This window comes from Vibrio sp. 9-16B-A1, from assembly GCF_056726165.1.
Window position 1 is genome coordinate 151,569 of the sequence record NZ_JBSDZD010000004.1, and the last position, 18,214, is coordinate 169,782.

An 18,214-nucleotide genomic window follows, 5' to 3' on the forward strand; every position below is an offset into this window, starting at 1 on the left:
GGGCTCCGCCAGTGTGCGGAGCGGTTATCTTACTTCCCGAACCACCTCAGCTTATCGCTGAGCTGAGTCACGCTGCCGACCACAATCAGTGCCGGGCTGGCCGCAGAGCGGGCCATTTCTGAGAGCTGACTCAGCGGGCCATTTAACACCCGCTGCTCTGGCCGGGTACCATTTTCGATAATGGCGCACGGCATATCCGCAGCCAGACCATGAGACAGCAGATTCTCCTCAATCCGGCCGGCCTGCTTCAGGCCCATATAGAACACCAGAGTATTGTTCGACTGAGCCAGTGAGCCCCACTCAATATCCTGACCATCTTTTTGCAAATGACCGGTAATAAACTGCACGCTCTGGGCGTGACTGCGGTGGGTCAGCGGGATCCCGGCATAGGCAGTGGCACCCGCTGCGGCGGTGATCCCCGGCACCACTTCAAACGCGATTCCGGCTTCGGCCAGGGTTTCCAGCTCCTCACCGCCACGACCAAAGATAAATGAATCGCCACCTTTCAGGCGCACCACTTTTTTTCCAAGCCGGGCCTGCTCAACCAGAATCTGATTGATCTGCTCCTGAGGCACACAGTGAAAGTCGAGCTGCTTACCGACATAGATACGCTCAGCCGTGTCGCCCGCCAGTGCGAGGATCTCTTCTGACACCAGGCGGTCATACACCAGAACGTCCGCTTCACGGATCACCCGGTAGCCTTTCATGGTGAGGAGATCCGGGTCACCGGGACCGGCTCCGACAAGTGAAACCAGGCCGGTATTTACGCCGGAATTTGCTGCTTTGTGAACTGAGGTCATAACTGCGCCTGTGGAGTCAATTTGGGTATAAGGGATGAGGTTCGGGGTCCTGGGTCCTGGGTCCTGGGTCCTGGGTCCTGGGTCCTGGGTCCTGGGAAAACCCTATCTCTTATAGCCAAACTGCAAGCCCTGCCGGGTAAGGCAGGGCTTGCGTGAGTGCTTACTTGGTGCTCAACGCTGGTTCCGCGTACAGCTGCTCTTCTGTGTCCAGAGCAGGAGCGGTTTTTGCGTGAGTCAGGTAAAGCGGGATACAGGTGAACACCAGGCCACCAACCAGGTTACCCAGAATGGTCGGGATAAGGTTGAAGTTCAGCCAGGTAGCAATGCCGAAATCAGCACCCAGCATCATGCCCAGCGGGAACAGGAACATGTTTACCACCGCGTGTTCGAATACCAGAGCGAAGAAGATAAAGATAGGCAACCACATTGCAGCGATCTTGCCGGCAACGGAGCGGGAGGTCATGTTGCCGATAACGCCCAGACAAACCATCAGGTTACACAGGATGCCTTTGACAAATACGGTGATCCAGCCGTTGATACCGTGGGCTTCAAAGCCGGCAGTACGCGCAGTCGCGGCGGCGATAAACTTCTGACCAACCGCACCCGGTTCAATGCTGAAATTCATGGTAAAGGTCAGTGCTACCAGGAAAGCCACCAGCAGAGAGCCAATCAGGTTACCCAGCGCAACACAGCCCCAGCAGCGGAATACCCGGTTCCAGGTAATGCCTTTGCGGTTTTCAAATTTGGCCAGCGGTGCCAGACCGAATACGCCAGTCACCAGGTCATAACCCATCAGGCTCAGAACACAAAAGCCAACCGGGAACACAAGTGCACCCACAATACCAATGCCGGTCTGAACGATAGTGGTGATCGCCACAACCACCGCCAGTGACAGAATCACGCCGGCCATCATGCCACGCAGGATAAGGTCGCGGGTTGAGGTGCGAACTTTCGCTTCGCCCGTATCAATCATTGTCTGGACGAACTCAGCCGGTTTTAAATAAGACATCATGTCTCTCCCAAAAAGTTGAAATGAAAAAGTAAGATTGAACAGGCAAAGGCTCCCTGCCCTGACCGTAAACTCCTCCCTACAAGAAGCACCGGACAGGAAGCCTTTTAACTGTTAAATCTCAGTCGGGATCGGATAAATCCCGAACGGGAACAGGAAAGCTAAGCGCTGACCTCGACCACACCTGACACGACCCGTGCCTGGTAGGCTTTGATACTGAACTGCTCATCTTCCATGCACTGGCCGGTGGCCAGGTTAAAGCGCTGCTTTTTGAGGGGACTTGCCACCCACAGCTCTCCCTGATGCTCACAGATCAGGCCGCGTGACAGCACGTTGGCCTGAAAGAAAGGGTCGGTATTGCTGATCGCCAGCACCTGCTCGGCTTCGGTAGGCCGAAACAGTGCGACCTGCTCACCATTCACCAGGGCACAAACACCGGTGCCCGGTACGATATCGTTGATGTCACAAACGGTTTGAAATGCCATGATCAGTTCTCCAGCGCCACATGCAGGATGTCGCCTTTGGTTTCAGGATGTTTTTCGGTGAAAGTCGCCGGACGGTGTTGATCCCGCTCAGCCACAAACATCACGTTGTCGTCACGCTTGTCTGAGTTAATGAAGTGCGCAAAGCGTTTAAGCTGCGACTCGTCGTTGATGGTGTCGGTCCACTCACAGCGGAACGCTTCCACCAGTTGGGCAACGTCCGCTTCCAGCTGGTCATTGATGCCCAGCTTGTTATCGACGATCACCTCACGCAGATAGTCCACTCCCCCTTCCAGGTTCTCCAGCCAGACTGAAGTACGCTGCAGCGGTGCCGCTGTGCGGATGTAGAACATCATGAAGCGGTCGATGTATTTGATCAGGGTTTCGCGATCCAGGTCAGTGGCCAGCAGATCGGCGTGACGTGGCTTCATCCCGCCGTTACCACACACGTACATGTTCCAGCCCGCATCGGTGGCGATAATACCCAAATCCTTGCCCTGTGCTTCGGCACACTCACGGGTACAGCCCGATACGCCAAACTTCATCTTGTGCGGGGTACGAATGCCTTTGTAGCGGTTCTCAATAAACGAGCCCAGGCCTACCGAGTCCTGCACGCCGTAGCGGCACCAGGTCGAGCCAACACAGGTTTTCGCCATACGCAGCGCTTTGGCGTACGCCTGACCGGTTTCAAAACCGGCTTCGATCAGCTTGCGCCAGATCTCCGGCAGGTCGTCTTTCTGCGCGCCAAACAGGCCGATACGCTGGGCGCCGGTGACCTTGGTATACAGGTCGTATTCCGCCGCTACGTTTGCCAGCGCAGCCAGAGCCTGAGGCGTCACTTCACCGCCCGCCATACGCGGAATAACCGAATAGGTACCGTCTTTCTGAATGTTGCCAAGGAAGTTGTCGTTGGTGTCATGCAGCTTAACCAGCTGCGGCTTAAGAATGTGCTCACCCCAGCAGGACGCCAGAATCGAACCGACCGCAGGTTTACACACTTCACAGCCGTAGCCCCTGCCGTATTTTTCCAGCAGTTCGTCGAAGGTTTTGATCTCTTCAATGCGGATCAGGTGGAACAGCTCCTGACGTGAGTAAGCGAAGTGCTCACACAGATCGTTTTTCACTTCGATGCCCGATTTCGCCAGCTCAGCATTGAGTACCGACGTCACCAGCGGAATACAGCCGCCACAGCCGGTGCCCGCACCGGTGGCCGCTTTGATGTCTGCCATAGTGTGGTTACCGTCTGCCACCGCCAGGGCAATTTTGCCTTTGGTCACATCAAAACAGGAACAGATCACCGCACTCTCCGGCAGTGAATCGGCTCCCAGCGCCGGCTTTTCAGCGCCTGCGTGCGCCGGCAGGATCAGGGTATCCGGGTGCTCCGGCAGGTCGATTTCATTGAGCATCAGCTGCAGCAGATCACCGTAATCAGAGGTATCCCCGACCATCACCGCGCCGAGCAGCTTCTTACCGTCTTCCGATACGATCAGGCGCTTGTAGACTTCCTGCTCTTCGTTCTGGTAAACGTAGCTCTTGCAGCCTGGCGTGCGGCCGTTGGCATCGCCAATAGAACCCACTTTCACGCCCAGCAGTTTAAGCTTGGCGCTCATATCGGCACCTTCGAATCTGCTTTCGTTACCCAGCAGGTGGTCAACGGCAACGGTCGCCATTTTGTAACCCGGTGCCACCAGGCCGAAGAAAGTCTCGTTCCAGGAAGCACACTCACCAACGGCGTAGATATCCTGATCGGAAGTCTGACAACGGTCATTAATCGCGATACCACCGCGTGGCGCAATGTCCAGTCCCATCTGGCGGGCCAGCTTATCCTGTGGACGGATACCGGCAGAGAAGACGATAAAGTCCGTCTCCAGTTCAGTGCCATCAGCAAAACGCATCACATTACGGGCATGTTCGCCTTCAGGGGCAATCTCCAGGGTATTTTTACTGGTGTGCACCTGTACGCCCATGCGCTCAATCTTCTGGCGAAGCTGATTGCCTCCGGCCAGGTCCAGCTGCTCAGCCATCAGCTTGGGAGCGAACTCAACCACGTGAGTTTCCACACCCAGTGCCTTAAGCGCACCCGCAGCTTCCAGACCCAGCAGGCCGCCACCAATCACTACGCCGACCCTGCTGTTCCTGGCACAGGCTTCAATCGCTTTCAGGTCTTCAATGGTGCGGTAAACAAAACAGTCTTTGCTCTCGTTACCCTTAACAGGCGGAACAAACGGGTAAGAGCCGGTAGCCAGTACCAGCTTGTCGTAACTCACTTCACGGCCGCTGCCCGAATAAACAACCCGGTTTTCGCGGTTAATGTTGATCGCCCGCTCACCCACCAGAACCTGAATGCCGTGCTTTTCATAAAAGCCCTGCTTCACCAGCGAGAGTTCGTCAGCGGTATGGTGAGAAAAGTAAGAAGAGAGGTGAACACGGTCATACGCAACGCGGGGCTCTTCACAGAATACGGTGATCTCCATGCCGGAAACGTCCGTTTTTTCCACGAGGTCTTCAAGGTAGCGATGGCCCACCATGCCATTACCGATAACGACCAACTTTAACTTGCTCATAAAGATTCCTGATATTGATATCTTTTAACTGAGCGCATTGTTAATTGTGAAAGAAAATGAAAACATGATGTAAATCAATTACGAAATAAAACTACCCTAAAGGGGTAGATGAAATATCACCCAATACGCAACCGTGCGTTTAACCCATTATTTTGTAAGGTTATATCTCAAAAGCCAGTAAACGGCGTAACTAATTCGCTATTGCACAATTACCGTAATGTAACAAAAATACATACTTGTTAAGACCGTTTGCTTCGCAGACGCGAAATAACAGTAAGAGAACAGATAATTGCGGCGGAGTTGTCTTTTTGCACGCTGAAATGTTACTGAAAAGTTAACCGAAGACAGGAGGATGACGAGGGGAAATGAACAAACATCCCCCGCAGGGGATGTTATAAATCAAGGGTTTCTCAGAAAGTAATGGCAAGGTTTGCTGACGCACCAAACTGGTTGCTGCCGGCATAGGTACCGGCCAAATCAACACTGACCACATCGCCCGGGCTGATACCAATACCCAGGGTAAAGGCGTTATCCACCGTATCTTTCATGTCCATCTCGTACCCGGCACGCAGTTGCGCCCAGTTCCAGGCATTGCCTTCCACGCCGATGCGGAAGAACTGGGTATCGTCATCCACGCCTTTAAAGCGTTTTTGCGCGGTCAGATCCAGATCTGCGCTGACCGTAAACAGCTCTGTCACGTATCCGCCACCAACGGTGAACTGCGGGCCCAGTTCATAGGTATACCCGCCAACTTCCGTGTCTATTTCCTGCGCCAGCACGTCTTTAATAGTCAGGCCCGCCCTGAAAGGCCCCTGAACCCAGGCTGCACCCAGATCCATGTTGAAGGCACTTTTCGATACTTCGCTGTCTTTGTAATTGTCGATATTGAAATCATCAACCTTATCCACCGCAGAGTAGGTAAACAGACGCTGGATCTTAGGCGTGACACCAAACGCAATATCCTGCCCCTGAATACTCAGTACTTTAGACAGTGCCAGGCCGTACTCATAGGTACCAAACGCCACCATGCCGACCGTGGAGTCGTTATAGCGGTCCTGTACATGCGTCGGGTCATTGGGGTTATGGCCGGACTGTTTGGCTGCCACGTTGGCAAGGGCGATCACTTCTGTAAAACCGGCGACAAAAAAGTTCAGTGATACCGTATCCATCGGAACTGCCACCGCAAAGCCGGCCCCACCGGTTACGTTGATCGGCTTGTTGCCTTCCAGCTCATCCATCATGGCATCGAGTTTGGCAGCATCTGACGGAGAACCCGCGCCACCACTCTGGTCATAGAAGTTCTGCAGGTCTTCAATGGTTTTTACCGACTCATCGCTGTCACGCACGTTAATGCCAATCGCCGGGATCAGCAGACCCACGTCATCCCCGTCACGATAAAGGGCACCGAGCGCCGGGTTATGGAATGCAGAAGTCAAAAAGTCTGCCGATACGACGCCGGTATTCCCCATACCATTACTTCTGGCGTCTGCAATATAGGGCGCCGCGACTGCGGCCTGTGCAAATGCTGATGCGGCCACTGCTGCCGCCAACAACGTTTTTTTATAGTTCATTGGTTTACTCCGGTTGATATTCAACGTTTCGTAGTTGTTGTTTTATTTTTGCTCTGAGCTGATTTGACTAACTTCAGTACGCCTGAACAGTCAGGTAAATAATGGCAACAGCATAAGTAAACAACAAGAAATAAGCGGAGCGAATCAGTAAAGTGTGAACCAGATAAGACTGACAGAAATTAAAACGGACACCCGTTCAAAACTATGCTGAGCCAGATAATAAAGAAACCGGCATTCCTGTAAGGCATGCCGGCGGAAGGAAAGGTGGTTTGCTCAACCGATCTCGAGCGCGAGATCAGACTGCACAGTGGAAGAACAGGCCAGCACATAGCCGTCGGCAATCTGCTTCTCGGTCAGGGTTTCAGTACTGGAAGATTCAACCTCACCCTGAGTCACTTTACACCTGCAGGAGCCGCAAATACCACTGCGACAGGCGACAATAAGCGGAAGACCCGCCTGCTCGATTGAATCGGCCAACAACGCTCCTTTTGTCACCTCAAACACAGTGCCAAACTGGGTGGCGGTGACACTCAGGGCGGTCTCTTCATCTTGTTCCACGGCGGCCTGCTCCACAGCGGCACGTTCCACGGCGGCATGCGACGGGGTAAAGCTCTCCTGGCAGAAATGCTCCGGATTGCCACCAAGGGCACTGAACCAGGTTTTCACATCTTGCATGAAGGCTTCTGGGCCACACAGATAAACGCTGCGTTCTGCAATATCAGGGACCAGCTTTGCCAGCCAGTTCTGATCAAGCCTCCCCTGCGAAAAGTCAGTCCCGCTGGCGTCTTTGAGCAGCAGGCTGAGTGTAAACCGAGGGTGCGCGGCAGCCAGGGTTTGCAGCTGATCAAAATAGATGGTTCTGGCGCTGTCTTTGGCTACGTGCAAAAACTGGATATCCGGCCCCTTCTGCTGCGCCAGCCAGTAACAGGCCATGGAATAAACCGGGGTTATCCCGCAACCCGCGCTGACCAGCAGGACTTTTTGCCGGGGAGGATGGTCGAGCGCATTGAACTCACCCACCGGAGCCATCACTTCCAGTAACTCACCCACGGCCAGACGCTCCACCAGATAAGCCGATACCAGCCCCCCATCAACCCGCTTCACGGTTAACTGCAGGCTGGACTCACCCGGCAAAGAGCTGAGCGAATAGGAGCGATAATGGCGCTTCCCGTCGATCTCTACACCCAGATTCACAAACTGACCCGGCTTAAACTCAAACCGGTTTTCCGGCTCTGTACTCAACCGGAAGCTGACGGTATCCGGCGTCTCATGCCACTTATCAATACAGCGCATGGTCACCGGCTGGCCTTGTTGCCATTTCTCTGACATATCTCTCTCCTGAAAGAAAAACGCGATTCCGGACGGCTCTCTCCATATGAAGAGAGCCGGTCAGGATCAGGCGGCAAGAATGGTCTTCAGGTCCTGCTCAACCGTTGAGATTGAACGCATATCGAATTTTTCCTGGATAATGGCAAGCAGGTTGTCAGTCAGGAAGGCCGGTGCCGTCGGACCGGTATAGATGCCTTTAACGCCCAGCGCAAACAGGGTCAGCAGAATCACAATCGCTTTCTGCTCAAACCACGACAGAACCAGGGTCAGAGGCAGCTCGTTAATGTCACAGTCAAACTCTTTGGCCAGTGCCAGTGCCAGCTGAATGGCCGAGTAAGCATCGTTACACTGACCAACATCGAGCAGGCGCGGAATGCCATTGATGTCACCGAACTCGTTGCTGTTAAAGCGGTACTTGCCACACGCCAGGGTCAGGATCAGGCTGTTATCCGGTGCCTGGGCAGTGAAGTCGCTGTAGTAGCTGCGTTCTGCTTTGTCACCGTCACAGCCGCCGACCAGGAAGAAGTGGCCGATATTGCCCTGTTTCACCTGGTCGATCACCGCCGGTGCCGCGCTCATCAGAGCGTTGCGGCCAAAGCCCACCGTGATCATGTGTTCAATTTCATCGTACTGGAAACCAGGCAGCTCCTGAGCGCAGCGGATCACTTCGCCAAAGTCATCCCCTTCCAGGTGTGCCACACCCGGCCAGCCAACGATGCTGCGGGTAAACAGGCGGTCTGCGTACTGGCCAACATCCGGATTCAGCAGGCAGTTAGAGGTCATCACGATAGCGCCCGGGAAGTTGGCAAACTCTTTCTGCTGGTTCTGCCACGCGCTGCCGTAGTTACCCGCCAGGTGCGGGTATTTGTTCAGTTCAGGGTAGCCGTGTGCAGGAAGCATCTCACCGTTGGTGTAGACGTTAATCCCAAGGCCTTCGGTCTGCTGCAGAATTTTCTCAAGGTCGTGCAGGTCGTGGCCGGAAACCAGAATACATTTGCCTTTAACCGGTTTGATATTGACCTGGGTCGGCTCTGGATGACCAAAAGTAGCGGTCTCACCCAGATCGAGCATCTCCATCACTTTGTAGTTCATCAGGCCGATCTGCATCGAGCAATCCAGCAGCGCGCCCAGATCTTCAGGGTCTGTACCCAGCCAGGACATGATCTGATGGAACTCGGCGTAAATCGCTTCACTGGTTTGCTCCAGTACGCGGGCATGCTCCATATAGGCTGCAGCCCCCTTCAGGCCATACAGGCAGAGCAGACGCAGACCGATCACGTCTTCATGGACGCTCTCTTTGCCGCGGTTCACCGCGACCTGAGGCGCAAACGCCAGCACCTCTTCAGCGCTTTGCGGCAGTTCAAAAAGGGCAACTTCCGGCAGCTCAGGCAGGGCGTTACCGGCCAGCTGATACGCTGCGGTTACCTGCTGTTTTAGACGGGCGCTGAATACCGTCGCCTGACGGGTCAGTTCAAGGATACGCTCCGGGTCAAAGTTCACGTTGGTAAGGGTGGCAAAGAATGCTTTTGGCGCCCACTGGTTCACTTCTTCATCAACAATGCCCTGCTCATTTGCCAGCACCGCCCAGTAAGATACGCCCTGAATGGCGTAAACCAGCACGTCCTGAAGGTCAGATACTTCAGCCGTTTTGCCACACATACCCTGAGCGAAAGAGCAGCCTTTTACTGCCGGGGTTTGAATCGTCTGCTCACATTGAATACAGAACATAACAGTCTCCAGTGTTGTTTTATTATTACCCGGGCGCGCCGGGATTGAATTAACACAGGAATAGCAGCGAACGTGCCAATTGTTATCTGTTTGATATTTAAGGAATTAATATAGCCGAGTGGCGGGATTTGTTGTAAAAAACACATCGAAGGTGATGTGTTTTTTACATCCTTTATTCAGGTTTCACCGCGAGCTTCTTACCCATCCGGTAGAGATTACCCCGGTCGGTTTGAAGAAAATCTGCCGCTTTTGACCAGATTCCATCCGATTTATCAAGTGCATGGCGGATCAGGTCAGCCTGATAACGCTCGACCAGAGCGCGCATCGGGGCCCCCTCTGTCGGGAAATAGTCAGATGTGTTTTTGACATCACCAGCGTCCGGAACCAGGCCAAGCTGATGGGCATAAATGGTGTGAGACTCTTCCCCCATGGCGCGCAGCGCACCACGGGTCAGGGTATGTTCCAGCTCGCGCACGTTACCCGGCCAGGACTGGCTCTCAAGAAAAGCGAGCGCCTTAGGGTGAATATGCAGGTTGGGCACGTTGAACTGGTGGCGAACTTTTTCCAGCAGATGCCCGGCCAGTACCGCGATATCGCCTTCGCGGCTGCGAAGCGGCGGCACAGCGATAGGAAACACATTCAGCCGGTGATAGAGATCTGCCCGGAACTGCCCCTGCTCCACCTCACTGGCCAGGTCCCGGTTGGTCGCCGCGACGATACGTACATTGACCGTCAGGTGCTTATCGGAGCCAACCCTCTGCACTTCTCCCTGCTGGATAACCCGCAGCAGCTTGGCCTGAAGCAGCAACGGCAGCTCACCGACTTCATCGAGAAACAGGGTACCGCCATCAGCCAGTTCAAACTTACCCGCCCGGTGGCTGCTGGCGCCGGTAAACGCGCCTTTGACGTGGCCAAACAGCTCGCTTTCCGCCAGCCCTTCGGGCAGCGCGGCACAGTTAATGTAGATCATCGGCCGGTCAGCGCGGTGTGACTGAGCGTGAAGCTGGTGCGCGACCAGCTCCTTACCGGTGCCGGTTTCGCCGGTGATCAGCACCGCGTAATCGGAGCGGGCCACGGTAGAAATATTGGTCCTCAGCTGCTGCATCTGGGCGCTGAGACCAACCATCTCCCCCTGCTGGCTGCGCGCCTGCTGTATCAGGGTCTGGGTGACGTACTTCTGCTTTTTGTTCTGTGCTTTAAGCGCTTTCAGTTGGCCGATATTGCGCAGCGTCGCCGCCGCCAGCGCGGCAAAGGTCTCAATCGCTACCGGCTCAATATCGTCAAATGCGCCCACGGTAAGCGAGTCCATGGTCAACACCCCGACCAGTTCCCCCTGCACGTACAGGCTGCACCCCAGGCAGTCGTGCACGTCTATGGTTGCCGCTTCGGTCAGCAGTACACCGTCAAACGGGTCAGGAAGATCACAATCGGCTTTAAACCGCACCGGTTCTCTGCTCTGCATAATGGCTTCCAGACGGGGGTGGGCGCCGGGAAAAAAGCGCCGCCCCAGCACCGCAGGTGACAGCCCTTTAACCGCGACCGGTTTAAGGAAGCCATCCTGATCGAGGATAAACAGGGCACTGGCATCACAGGGAAAGACCTCGCCGATCCCGTCGATAAGGTGCTGATACTGTTTCTCTCCGGCGAGATTGGAGCTTAAGTTAAGTGCCAGCCTGAGCAGCACCTGGTCGATATTCACGGGCGATCCTGAAAAAGAGTTAAGAAGCGGTGATAATAGCAAGGGGTGATGTCACGTGAACATCACCCCTTATGGTTAACCGTTGTAATTATGACAACGATCAAGCAGGCTGGACTCATCGTCCCTTACAGCGGCTGATTAACCTGAACCACCAGCTTGCCGAAGTTCTCACCTTCCAGCAGCCCGATAAAGGCCTGAGGCGCTTCTTCCAGCCCCTGAACCAGGTGTTCACGGTACTGAATTTTCCCTTCCGCCAGCCATTTGCCCATATCCGCGGCAAACTCACCATAGCGGTGGCCGTAATCGTCAAAGATGATAAAGCCCTGCATCTTAATCCGTTTGATAAGCAGCTGACCCATCAGCATCGACATACGATCCGGCCCCTGTGGCAGTTCGGTCGCATTGTACTGGGAGATAAGGCCACACAGCGGAATACGCGCGCTGGTATTGAGCAGCGGCATCACCGCGTCAAACACTTTGCCGCCGACGTTTTCAAAATAGACATCGATCCCTTTGTCGCACGCCACCGCAAGCTTGTCTGCCATATCCGCATCTTTGTGGTTGATACAGGCATCAAAGCCAAGCTTTTCGACCGCGTAGCGGCATTTATCGATGCCGCCTGCGATACCCACCACCCTGCAACCTTTCAGTTTGGCGATCTGGCCGACCATAGAACCCACCGCGCCGGTTGCCGCGGCTACGACCACGGTTTCACCCGCTTTTGGCTGGCCGATATCGAGCAGCCCCATGTAAGCGGTAAAGCCCGGCATCCCCATTACGCCCAGCGCGTAAGATGGCGCGGCAGGCTCCATACCCAGCTTAAGTAAACCCTCACCATCTGAGAGCGCGTAATCCTGCCAGCCACTGAACGCGAGCACCCACTCACCCACCTGGTAGTCCGGATGATTCGAAACTTCCACCTGACACACGGTGCCGCCAACCATCACTTCATTGAGTGCAACCGGGTCAGCGTAAGATTTGGCGTCATTCATCCGCCCGCGCATATAGGGGTCCAGCGAGAGGTAAACGGTGCGCAGCAGTACCTGACCTTCCCCGGGCTGTGGTTTAGCGATGCTCTCCAGACGGAAATTGTCATCGGTCGGTGCGCCTGCCGGGCGTGAAGCCAGCACAATGCGGCGGTTAAGTTCTGTCATGGTCGGTTTCCTTTTTTATGGCTGACGATCTGTTTCGGTCAATTAGACCAGTCGTCTAGTCTTGTTGTGTAAAAATCCCGCTTATCAAAAGCGGGTTAATCAGTAAGCGTTTACTTTTGTTTAAGCATTGATTGAGTAAAGCTCAGCGCGTGCTCAAGATTACTCATGTCCTGGCTCAGCTTGTTGAGCAGACTGGCACCCAGCCAGGTCTGATACAGGGTCCGGGCACTGCACTCAGCATCCTGGTCGGTTACCGAGCCTTCTTCGATTCCCTGCCCGATCGCCCGGGCGATGGCAGAGACAATCTGCTCTGCACCGCGGTTAAGCGCCTCACGCATCGGCTCAGACAGGTCAGAGACTTCAGCGCTCAGTTTCACCACCAGGCATTTGTTGGCGTTACACACCCCGTCTTCTGTCGCCAGCCAGCGGGAGAAATAATCGTTCAGGCGCTGATATGCATTTCCTTCAGCGTGCTCCAGCACACCGGCCAGCCGGGTCAGGTAGTTGTCGATATAGTCGCTGATCAGCACCTCACCAAACTGCTCTTTCGACTTAAAGTAGTGATAGAAAGAGCCTTTCGGCACCCCGGCGGTTTTCAGCAGTTCTGACAGGCCAACGGCGGTGAAGCCTTTGCTGACGACCAGCTGGTAGCCGGTCTCCAGGATATGCTGGCGTGTTTCATTGGTTTTACTCTTCATGGGTAATATTCTTGATCGAAATTAGACCAGTCGTCTAGTTTTTTTCTTACGGCACAAAAAAGCCGCTTACCGGTGAAGGTAAGCGGCTGCTGTTTATACTCCCGCGTTACGCTTTGGCGTTCACTGGCTGAACTTCAAGCAACTGCCGCTTCATCAGCTTAAGCATCACTTTGGTTGTCAGTAACTGCACCGCCATCAGTGGCACCAGCAGAGCCCAGTGCGCCAGGCTGTACTTATCGATCACGCCGTTCATGATCAGCGCATAATTAATGAAGAAGAAGCCAAACACCACCAGCGCAACACCCGGGCAGACCAGGCCAAACGAAGCCGGGCTGTTTTTCTCACCGTGCACAAACTCCTGGTAGTAACCCATTCTGTTCATCACCTTGTGACCAAATACGCCAATCACAATCTGCAGGCCGAGGAACAGGCTCATCAGCTGCAGGAAGTTGCTGTTTTGCAAATCGGCAGCGAAGTTATGGTGCACACCCATGGTCTGGCGGACAAAAGTAATGCCCAGCAGAGTCAGCACCGGAATAAGGATCCACAGGGTTGGTGCCGCGGCTTTATCAAAGCCTTTCACCGAGATTTGCTTCAGCGCGGCAAACAGCCATACCACCGTCAGAATCGCTGTCAGTCCGGCAAACAGAGAGGAAAGGGACAGCGCGATACCGCTGACAACCGGGCTGTGACTCATAGCACCCGGGGCCGCCAGGCCAACGGCCACCATGGAGAAGGTAAATGGCCCAAGCAGCTGGGCAAAACTATTGTTCGCCTCGTGATTAAAGTTGCCCTGTTCGAACAGGCGCATCATGTAACGGCCATAAACAGCCAGTGCCCACATACCTACCAGGGTAAAACCAAGCGCTGCAACCGGGAAAAGCGGCTGTACAAAGCTCCACAGGCCAGGCACAAACAGGCTGCCGGCAACAAACATCAGGTTAATGCTCATGGCCACGGTCAGCGGCAGCGCCATCAGGGTGACTTCTGCGTTACTCTGTCTGAGCGCATCGTATGCCGCTGTCTGTTTAAACTCACCAAAGCGCTTAAAGTTCCACACCAGCAGGACAAAATGGGTGATCGCCAGCGCGATAAAAATGGCCAGTACGGCAAGGATCAATACCGCTTTGACTCCGCCAGCTGTCACCAGGGGTAACCAGTGCTGCAGCGCCGCCATAGGCACGCCTTTATGAGGAACCAGAAACATCAGGTACATAAAGAACGAAATAGCCAGACCGCCTGGCCCCAGAGCCGCTAAAAAGTAGAGCGGAGAGTAGTTCTCTCCCAGGTTTCGTCTTAACATGTGTCGCTCCTTGTTTAGGTGTTACTATATTAGTTAAATCTAATCTAGGCACGAAAAAGCGGTTTGGCAAGTATTATTTTAGCTTTTTCTAATATTGATTTTTCCCGTCACTCCATTTAGATTAGAAATCACTAATTTAAATCAAGGCGGAGTAATGATGATGCTGAGCGGACTGTTTTCCCTGTTCACCGGAGCGGGTGGCAATGATGATGAGATCAAACAAAAACTGGCAGATAAACCACTGATCCTGGATGTACGCAGCCCGGCAGAGTACCGCGCGGGAGCACTGCCGGAAACGAAAAATGTTCCGCTGGATCAGTTGGAGCACTTTGCCGGCAGGCATAAAGATAAGCAGCAGTGCATTCTGGTGTGCTGCCAGTCAGGGATGCGCTCAAAGCACGCAGTGAACTGGCTGAAACAAAATGGTTTTTCTGATGTGACCAACGCAGGAAGTCTGAATAATCTGGCCAGGTTGAGCCAGTAACAGCGTGCAGACCAAAAACAAAGCCCGGGACTGTCTGCCCGGGCTTTTGTCTTTTCTGTGATTCGCAATTATCTGTCGCGAAACGCCTCTTCAATTTTCCGGTCAGTCTTGTACTGGCTCAGCGCATACACAGACCAAATCGCAGCCGGAAGCCAGCCAATAAGGGTCAGCTGCAGGATCAGGCAGAAAATTCCCGCAAACGGCCGGCCAATGGTAAAGAACTGCAACCACGGCAGCAGCAGGGCAAGAATGAGTCGCATAACTCTGTCTCCGGTGATGAATGTATCAACAGGAATGATAACCAAAGAGAGCGGCGGGTCAAGCCAGGTTATTGTTTGCTGTATCCCATCAGCCAGACTGAATGGTCATCAAAAAACACTTTGTACGAGCGCCTCCCTTCTATACTCAAATTATCACCGGACTGACTGCACAAATAACTATGCTTACCCTGACTCTGCTGCGCCACGCCAAATCCAGCTGGGACTACGCCGGGCTGGATGATTTCCTCCGCCCGCTTAACGCCCGCGGCTACCGGCAGGCAGCGCGGATTTGGGAAGGCTTTCCGGATGATGTGGATGAAATCTGGTGCTCTCCGGCGGTGCGCGCCTACACCACCGCCAGCGCCCTGCTGCAGGGACGCCCGGAACTCAGCGGCAGGCTGATACTGAAACCTGACATCTACGACGCCAGCTCCGGCGGACTGTGGCATCTGATAAGCCACGCTGGCCACCTCCACCACCTTACCCTGATTGGCCATAACCCGTCACTGGAGATCCTGGCAGAGCGCTTACTTGGGGAAGGTGTGGTGCTTAAAACCAGCCATCTTTTGCAGTTGTCACTCCATAGTGACAACTGGAGCACCCTGACCCCCGGGTGTGCCAGCATCATCAAACTCTGGCGGCCATCGGGTACGTGAAACTGCGCCGGATACCGGTAATTTCTGTAGGTCTTTTTGTTCATAAGCTGTACAATCAGCCGCCAAACTGAAATCGTTTAACACACTGCCCCACAAGCAATTTACCGGGCTGTTTTAGTGCAGGTCTGTTCCATGTCCAACCCTCAGAATATCAACAAACGTATGTCGATCACCGCGCTTGCGTGGCCGATATTAGTGGAAATTCTGCTAAGAACAGCGCTCGGTACCAGTGACGTTTTCATGCTCTCGGGCTATTCCGATAAAGCCGTGTCGGCTGTCGGGGTGATCACCCAGCTGACTTTCTTTTTGATCATCGTTTCCACCTTTGTCAGCAGTGGCACCGGAATTTTGATCGCCCAGTATAACGGCGCAGACCGCGGACGCGATTCCACCCATGTCGGGGTAGCCAGTATCGCCCTGTCGGTGGTGATTGGACTGCTGCTCAGCGTACTGGCAGTACTGGGAGCGAAACACCTGCTGCCCTGGTATGGCCTGGAAGCACAGGTCGAACAGTATGCCCGTGATTATCTGCTGATCAGCGGCGCCATGACGTTTAACGTCACCATCGGCATCGTGTTTACCACCATTTTACGCAGCCATGGTTATTCCCGATCACCGATGATCGTTAATCTGGTCAGCGGCGTACTTAACGTTATCGGTAACTATATCGCGCTCTATCAGCCATTCGGTCTGCCGGTATATGGCGTTCAGGGTGTGGCGGTCGCTACAGTGATAAGCCAGGTCATTGGTACCCTGGCGCTGGGAGGCATTTTGCTGCGCAGCTCCATATCCCTTCCAATGCGCTCGCTGGCGCAGGTGCCGGGTGAGGTGTATAAAAAGATCCTGCGCATCGGCGGGATGAACGCCGGAGAGGTACTGTCTTACAATATGGCGCAAATCACCATTGTCTACTTTGTGGTACAGATGGGCACCGCGTCCCTGGCAGCATTCACTTACGCGCAGAATATTGCCCGCTTCTCGTTCGCCATTGCGCTGGCGATAGGCCAGGCCACCCAGATCCAGACCGGGTATTACATTGGTAAAGGCTGGATTGAGAGCATTCTGAAGAGGGTGCAGATCTATTTTCTGGTCGGCTTCGCCGCATCGGTAACCATCGCCGGTACCATTTACCTGCTGCGCGAACCGATCCTGACCCTGTTTACGGATAAGGAAGAAATACTGCTGCTGGCGGGCTCTCTTGTGATGGGCTCCGTCATCCTGGAAGCGGGCCGGGTGTTTAACCTTATCTTTATCTCGGCACTGAAAGGCGCCGGTGATATCCGGTTCCCGGTACAGATGGGGATCTTAAGCATGTGGGGACTGGGCGTAGCCTTTTCCTGGCTGCTGGGAATCCACTGGGGCTACGGCGTGTTCGGCGCATGGATGGCCATCGCGCTGGATGAATGGTTTCGCGGGCTTATCATGGCCCACCGGTGGCGTTCAAAAATCTGGGTTAAGTTTAAAATCAGCTGATTTTTTTCACCGTACGCTAAGCATGCTTTTCGGTGAAAAGCAGCGAGCGGCAATGCGATGAAACGCTGTTTTTGCCTTTATGCTTGGAGAGGTACATAGCCTGATCGGCACGGGTGATCACCGCTTCCGTGCCCTTGTCCTCTTTCTCAAATCCACTGACACCAATACTCACCGACAGTGGCAGGCGCTCTCCCTTAAAACTCACCCGGCTCTGCACCACGCGCTTTCGGATAAGCTCCGCATAGTAAATCGCCTCGCTGCAACAGGTGCCCGGCAAAACCATACCAAACTCATCCCCGCCGAGGCGACCAAAAGCATCGCCCTCCCGGCACACCTTATTACAAATCCCGGCAAAATGACGGATGATCTTGTCACCAGCCTGGTGGCCGTAGCGGTCATTGATCTCTTTAAAATTATCCAGGTCAAACATCATAAAACTGGCGGGCGTCTGCTGCCGGGCGTATTCCCCAAAAGCGAGCGTAAGCTGTTCCATCAGTTTATTTCGGTTATACACGCTGGTAAGCGGGTCCCGTTCAGAAAGGGTAAGCAGCTCCTGCTGATGACGGCGAATATCGGTAATATCACGGCACATGCATACCGCAATCCGCTCACCATCAAGACGCAGGGAAAGCGGGTTGATCTTGAGCTCAAAGGTACGCGGCTCATTGTTTTCCAACGGTATTTTCAGCTCAGGAGATGGAACCAGTTCATACTCTATGGTTTTCATTTCGCCACTGCTATCAGCAAAAGCTTCCGCCAGCGCAGCCTGAAACATCTGATACGTTTCCTCCGGAAACAGCTCCGCCAGTGAACGACCCACTATTTCACCGGGGTCATGCTCCGAAACCCCACCGACTTCCAGGTAGACGCCCTTTTCCGACACCACCAGTACCAGCTCCGGAATGCCACGAATGATCTCTTTTAGTAATCTGAATTCCTGGCTATCCATACCCGCCACAATATATTTAATTACACCTGTATAATTACAAAGAATACACCAGGCT

16 protein-coding genes are annotated in these 18,214 nt (G+C 54.1%); 3 read left to right on the plus strand and 13 right to left on the minus strand.

Going from position 1 to position 18,214, the window contains the following annotated elements:
- Positions 1-29: 29 nt before the first annotated feature.
- The 11 genes from cobA to ACVB80_RS08675 form a co-directional block, all read right to left on the minus strand.
- Complete coding sequence (gene cobA / locus ACVB80_RS08625) at positions 30-800, minus strand: uroporphyrinogen-III C-methyltransferase (protein ID WP_481080883.1); 771 nt, start codon at positions 798-800, stop codon at positions 30-32.
- Between the two features lie 160 nt (positions 801-960).
- Entirely contained in the window at positions 961-1,809 is an 849-nt protein-coding gene (locus ACVB80_RS08630) for a formate/nitrite transporter family protein (protein ID WP_481081076.1), read from the minus strand.
- 161 nt (positions 1,810-1,970) lie between these two features.
- The gene (gene nirD / locus ACVB80_RS08635) at positions 1,971-2,294 is read right to left on the minus strand and encodes a nitrite reductase small subunit NirD (RefSeq protein ID WP_481080884.1); all 324 of its coding nucleotides are present in this window, start codon (positions 2,292-2,294) and stop codon (positions 1,971-1,973) included.
- A gap of 2 nt (positions 2,295-2,296) precedes the next feature.
- Positions 2,297-4,855, minus strand: a complete 2,559-nt coding sequence (gene nirB / locus ACVB80_RS08640) for a nitrite reductase large subunit NirB (RefSeq protein ID WP_481080885.1) — start codon at positions 4,853-4,855, stop codon at positions 2,297-2,299.
- A 410-nt stretch (positions 4,856-5,265) separates the two neighbouring features.
- A complete protein-coding gene (locus tag ACVB80_RS08645) occupies positions 5,266-6,426 on the minus strand; it encodes a conjugal transfer protein TraF (protein ID WP_481080886.1) in 1,161 nt (386 codons plus the stop codon).
- A gap of 273 nt (positions 6,427-6,699) precedes the next feature.
- Positions 6,700-7,755, minus strand: coding sequence for an FAD-binding oxidoreductase (locus tag ACVB80_RS08650; protein ID WP_481080887.1), 1,056 nt, complete (start codon positions 7,753-7,755; stop codon positions 6,700-6,702).
- Positions 7,756-7,821: 66 nt separating this feature from the next.
- Positions 7,822-9,483: a hydroxylamine reductase gene (gene hcp / locus ACVB80_RS08655; protein WP_481080888.1), complete on the minus strand. Its 1,662-nt coding sequence runs from the start codon at positions 9,481-9,483 to the stop codon at positions 7,822-7,824.
- 172 nt (positions 9,484-9,655) lie between these two features.
- Complete coding sequence (gene norR / locus ACVB80_RS08660) at positions 9,656-11,176, minus strand: nitric oxide reductase transcriptional regulator NorR (RefSeq protein ID WP_481081077.1); 1,521 nt, start codon at positions 11,174-11,176, stop codon at positions 9,656-9,658.
- Between the two features lie 131 nt (positions 11,177-11,307).
- On the minus strand, positions 11,308-12,336 hold the full coding sequence (locus ACVB80_RS08665; protein WP_481080889.1) for an NADP-dependent oxidoreductase: 1,029 nt from the start codon (positions 12,334-12,336) through the stop codon (positions 11,308-11,310).
- A 110-nt stretch (positions 12,337-12,446) separates the two neighbouring features.
- Positions 12,447-13,034 (minus strand): TetR/AcrR family transcriptional regulator, encoded by a 588-nt coding sequence (locus tag ACVB80_RS08670; RefSeq protein WP_481080890.1) that lies wholly within the window; start codon positions 13,032-13,034, stop codon positions 12,447-12,449.
- Positions 13,035-13,140: 106 nt separating this feature from the next.
- Positions 13,141-14,337, minus strand: coding sequence for a TsoY family (seleno)protein (locus ACVB80_RS08675; RefSeq protein ID WP_481080891.1), 1,197 nt, complete (start codon positions 14,335-14,337; stop codon positions 13,141-13,143).
- A gap of 154 nt (positions 14,338-14,491) precedes the next feature.
- On the opposite strand from ACVB80_RS08675, the gene ACVB80_RS08680 reads away from it, so the two are divergent.
- On the plus strand, positions 14,492-14,821 hold the full coding sequence (locus ACVB80_RS08680) for a rhodanese-like domain-containing protein (protein ID WP_481080892.1): 330 nt from the start codon (positions 14,492-14,494) through the stop codon (positions 14,819-14,821).
- A gap of 68 nt (positions 14,822-14,889) precedes the next feature.
- On the opposite strand, the gene ACVB80_RS08685 is transcribed toward ACVB80_RS08680, so the two are convergent.
- Positions 14,890-15,081: a YqaE/Pmp3 family membrane protein gene (locus ACVB80_RS08685; protein WP_481080893.1), complete on the minus strand. Its 192-nt coding sequence runs from the start codon at positions 15,079-15,081 to the stop codon at positions 14,890-14,892.
- A gap of 179 nt (positions 15,082-15,260) precedes the next feature.
- Here ACVB80_RS08685 and ACVB80_RS08690 point away from each other — a divergent pair, with 179 nt between their 5' ends.
- Both ACVB80_RS08690 and ACVB80_RS08695 read left to right on the plus strand, forming a co-directional pair.
- Entirely contained in the window at positions 15,261-15,737 is a 477-nt protein-coding gene (locus ACVB80_RS08690; protein ID WP_481080894.1) for a SixA phosphatase family protein, read from the plus strand.
- Between the two features lie 132 nt (positions 15,738-15,869).
- Positions 15,870-17,210 carry an MATE family efflux transporter gene (locus ACVB80_RS08695; RefSeq protein ID WP_481080895.1) on the plus strand — a complete coding sequence of 447 codons (1,341 nt, stop codon included), beginning with the start codon at positions 15,870-15,872 and terminating at the stop codon, positions 17,208-17,210.
- Positions 17,211-17,226: 16 nt separating this feature from the next.
- Here the strand turns inward: ACVB80_RS08695 and ACVB80_RS08700 are convergent, their stop codons facing one another.
- Positions 17,227-18,159, minus strand: coding sequence for a GGDEF domain-containing protein (locus ACVB80_RS08700; RefSeq protein WP_481080896.1), 933 nt, complete (start codon positions 18,157-18,159; stop codon positions 17,227-17,229).
- Between the last annotated feature and the right edge of the window lie 55 nt (positions 18,160-18,214).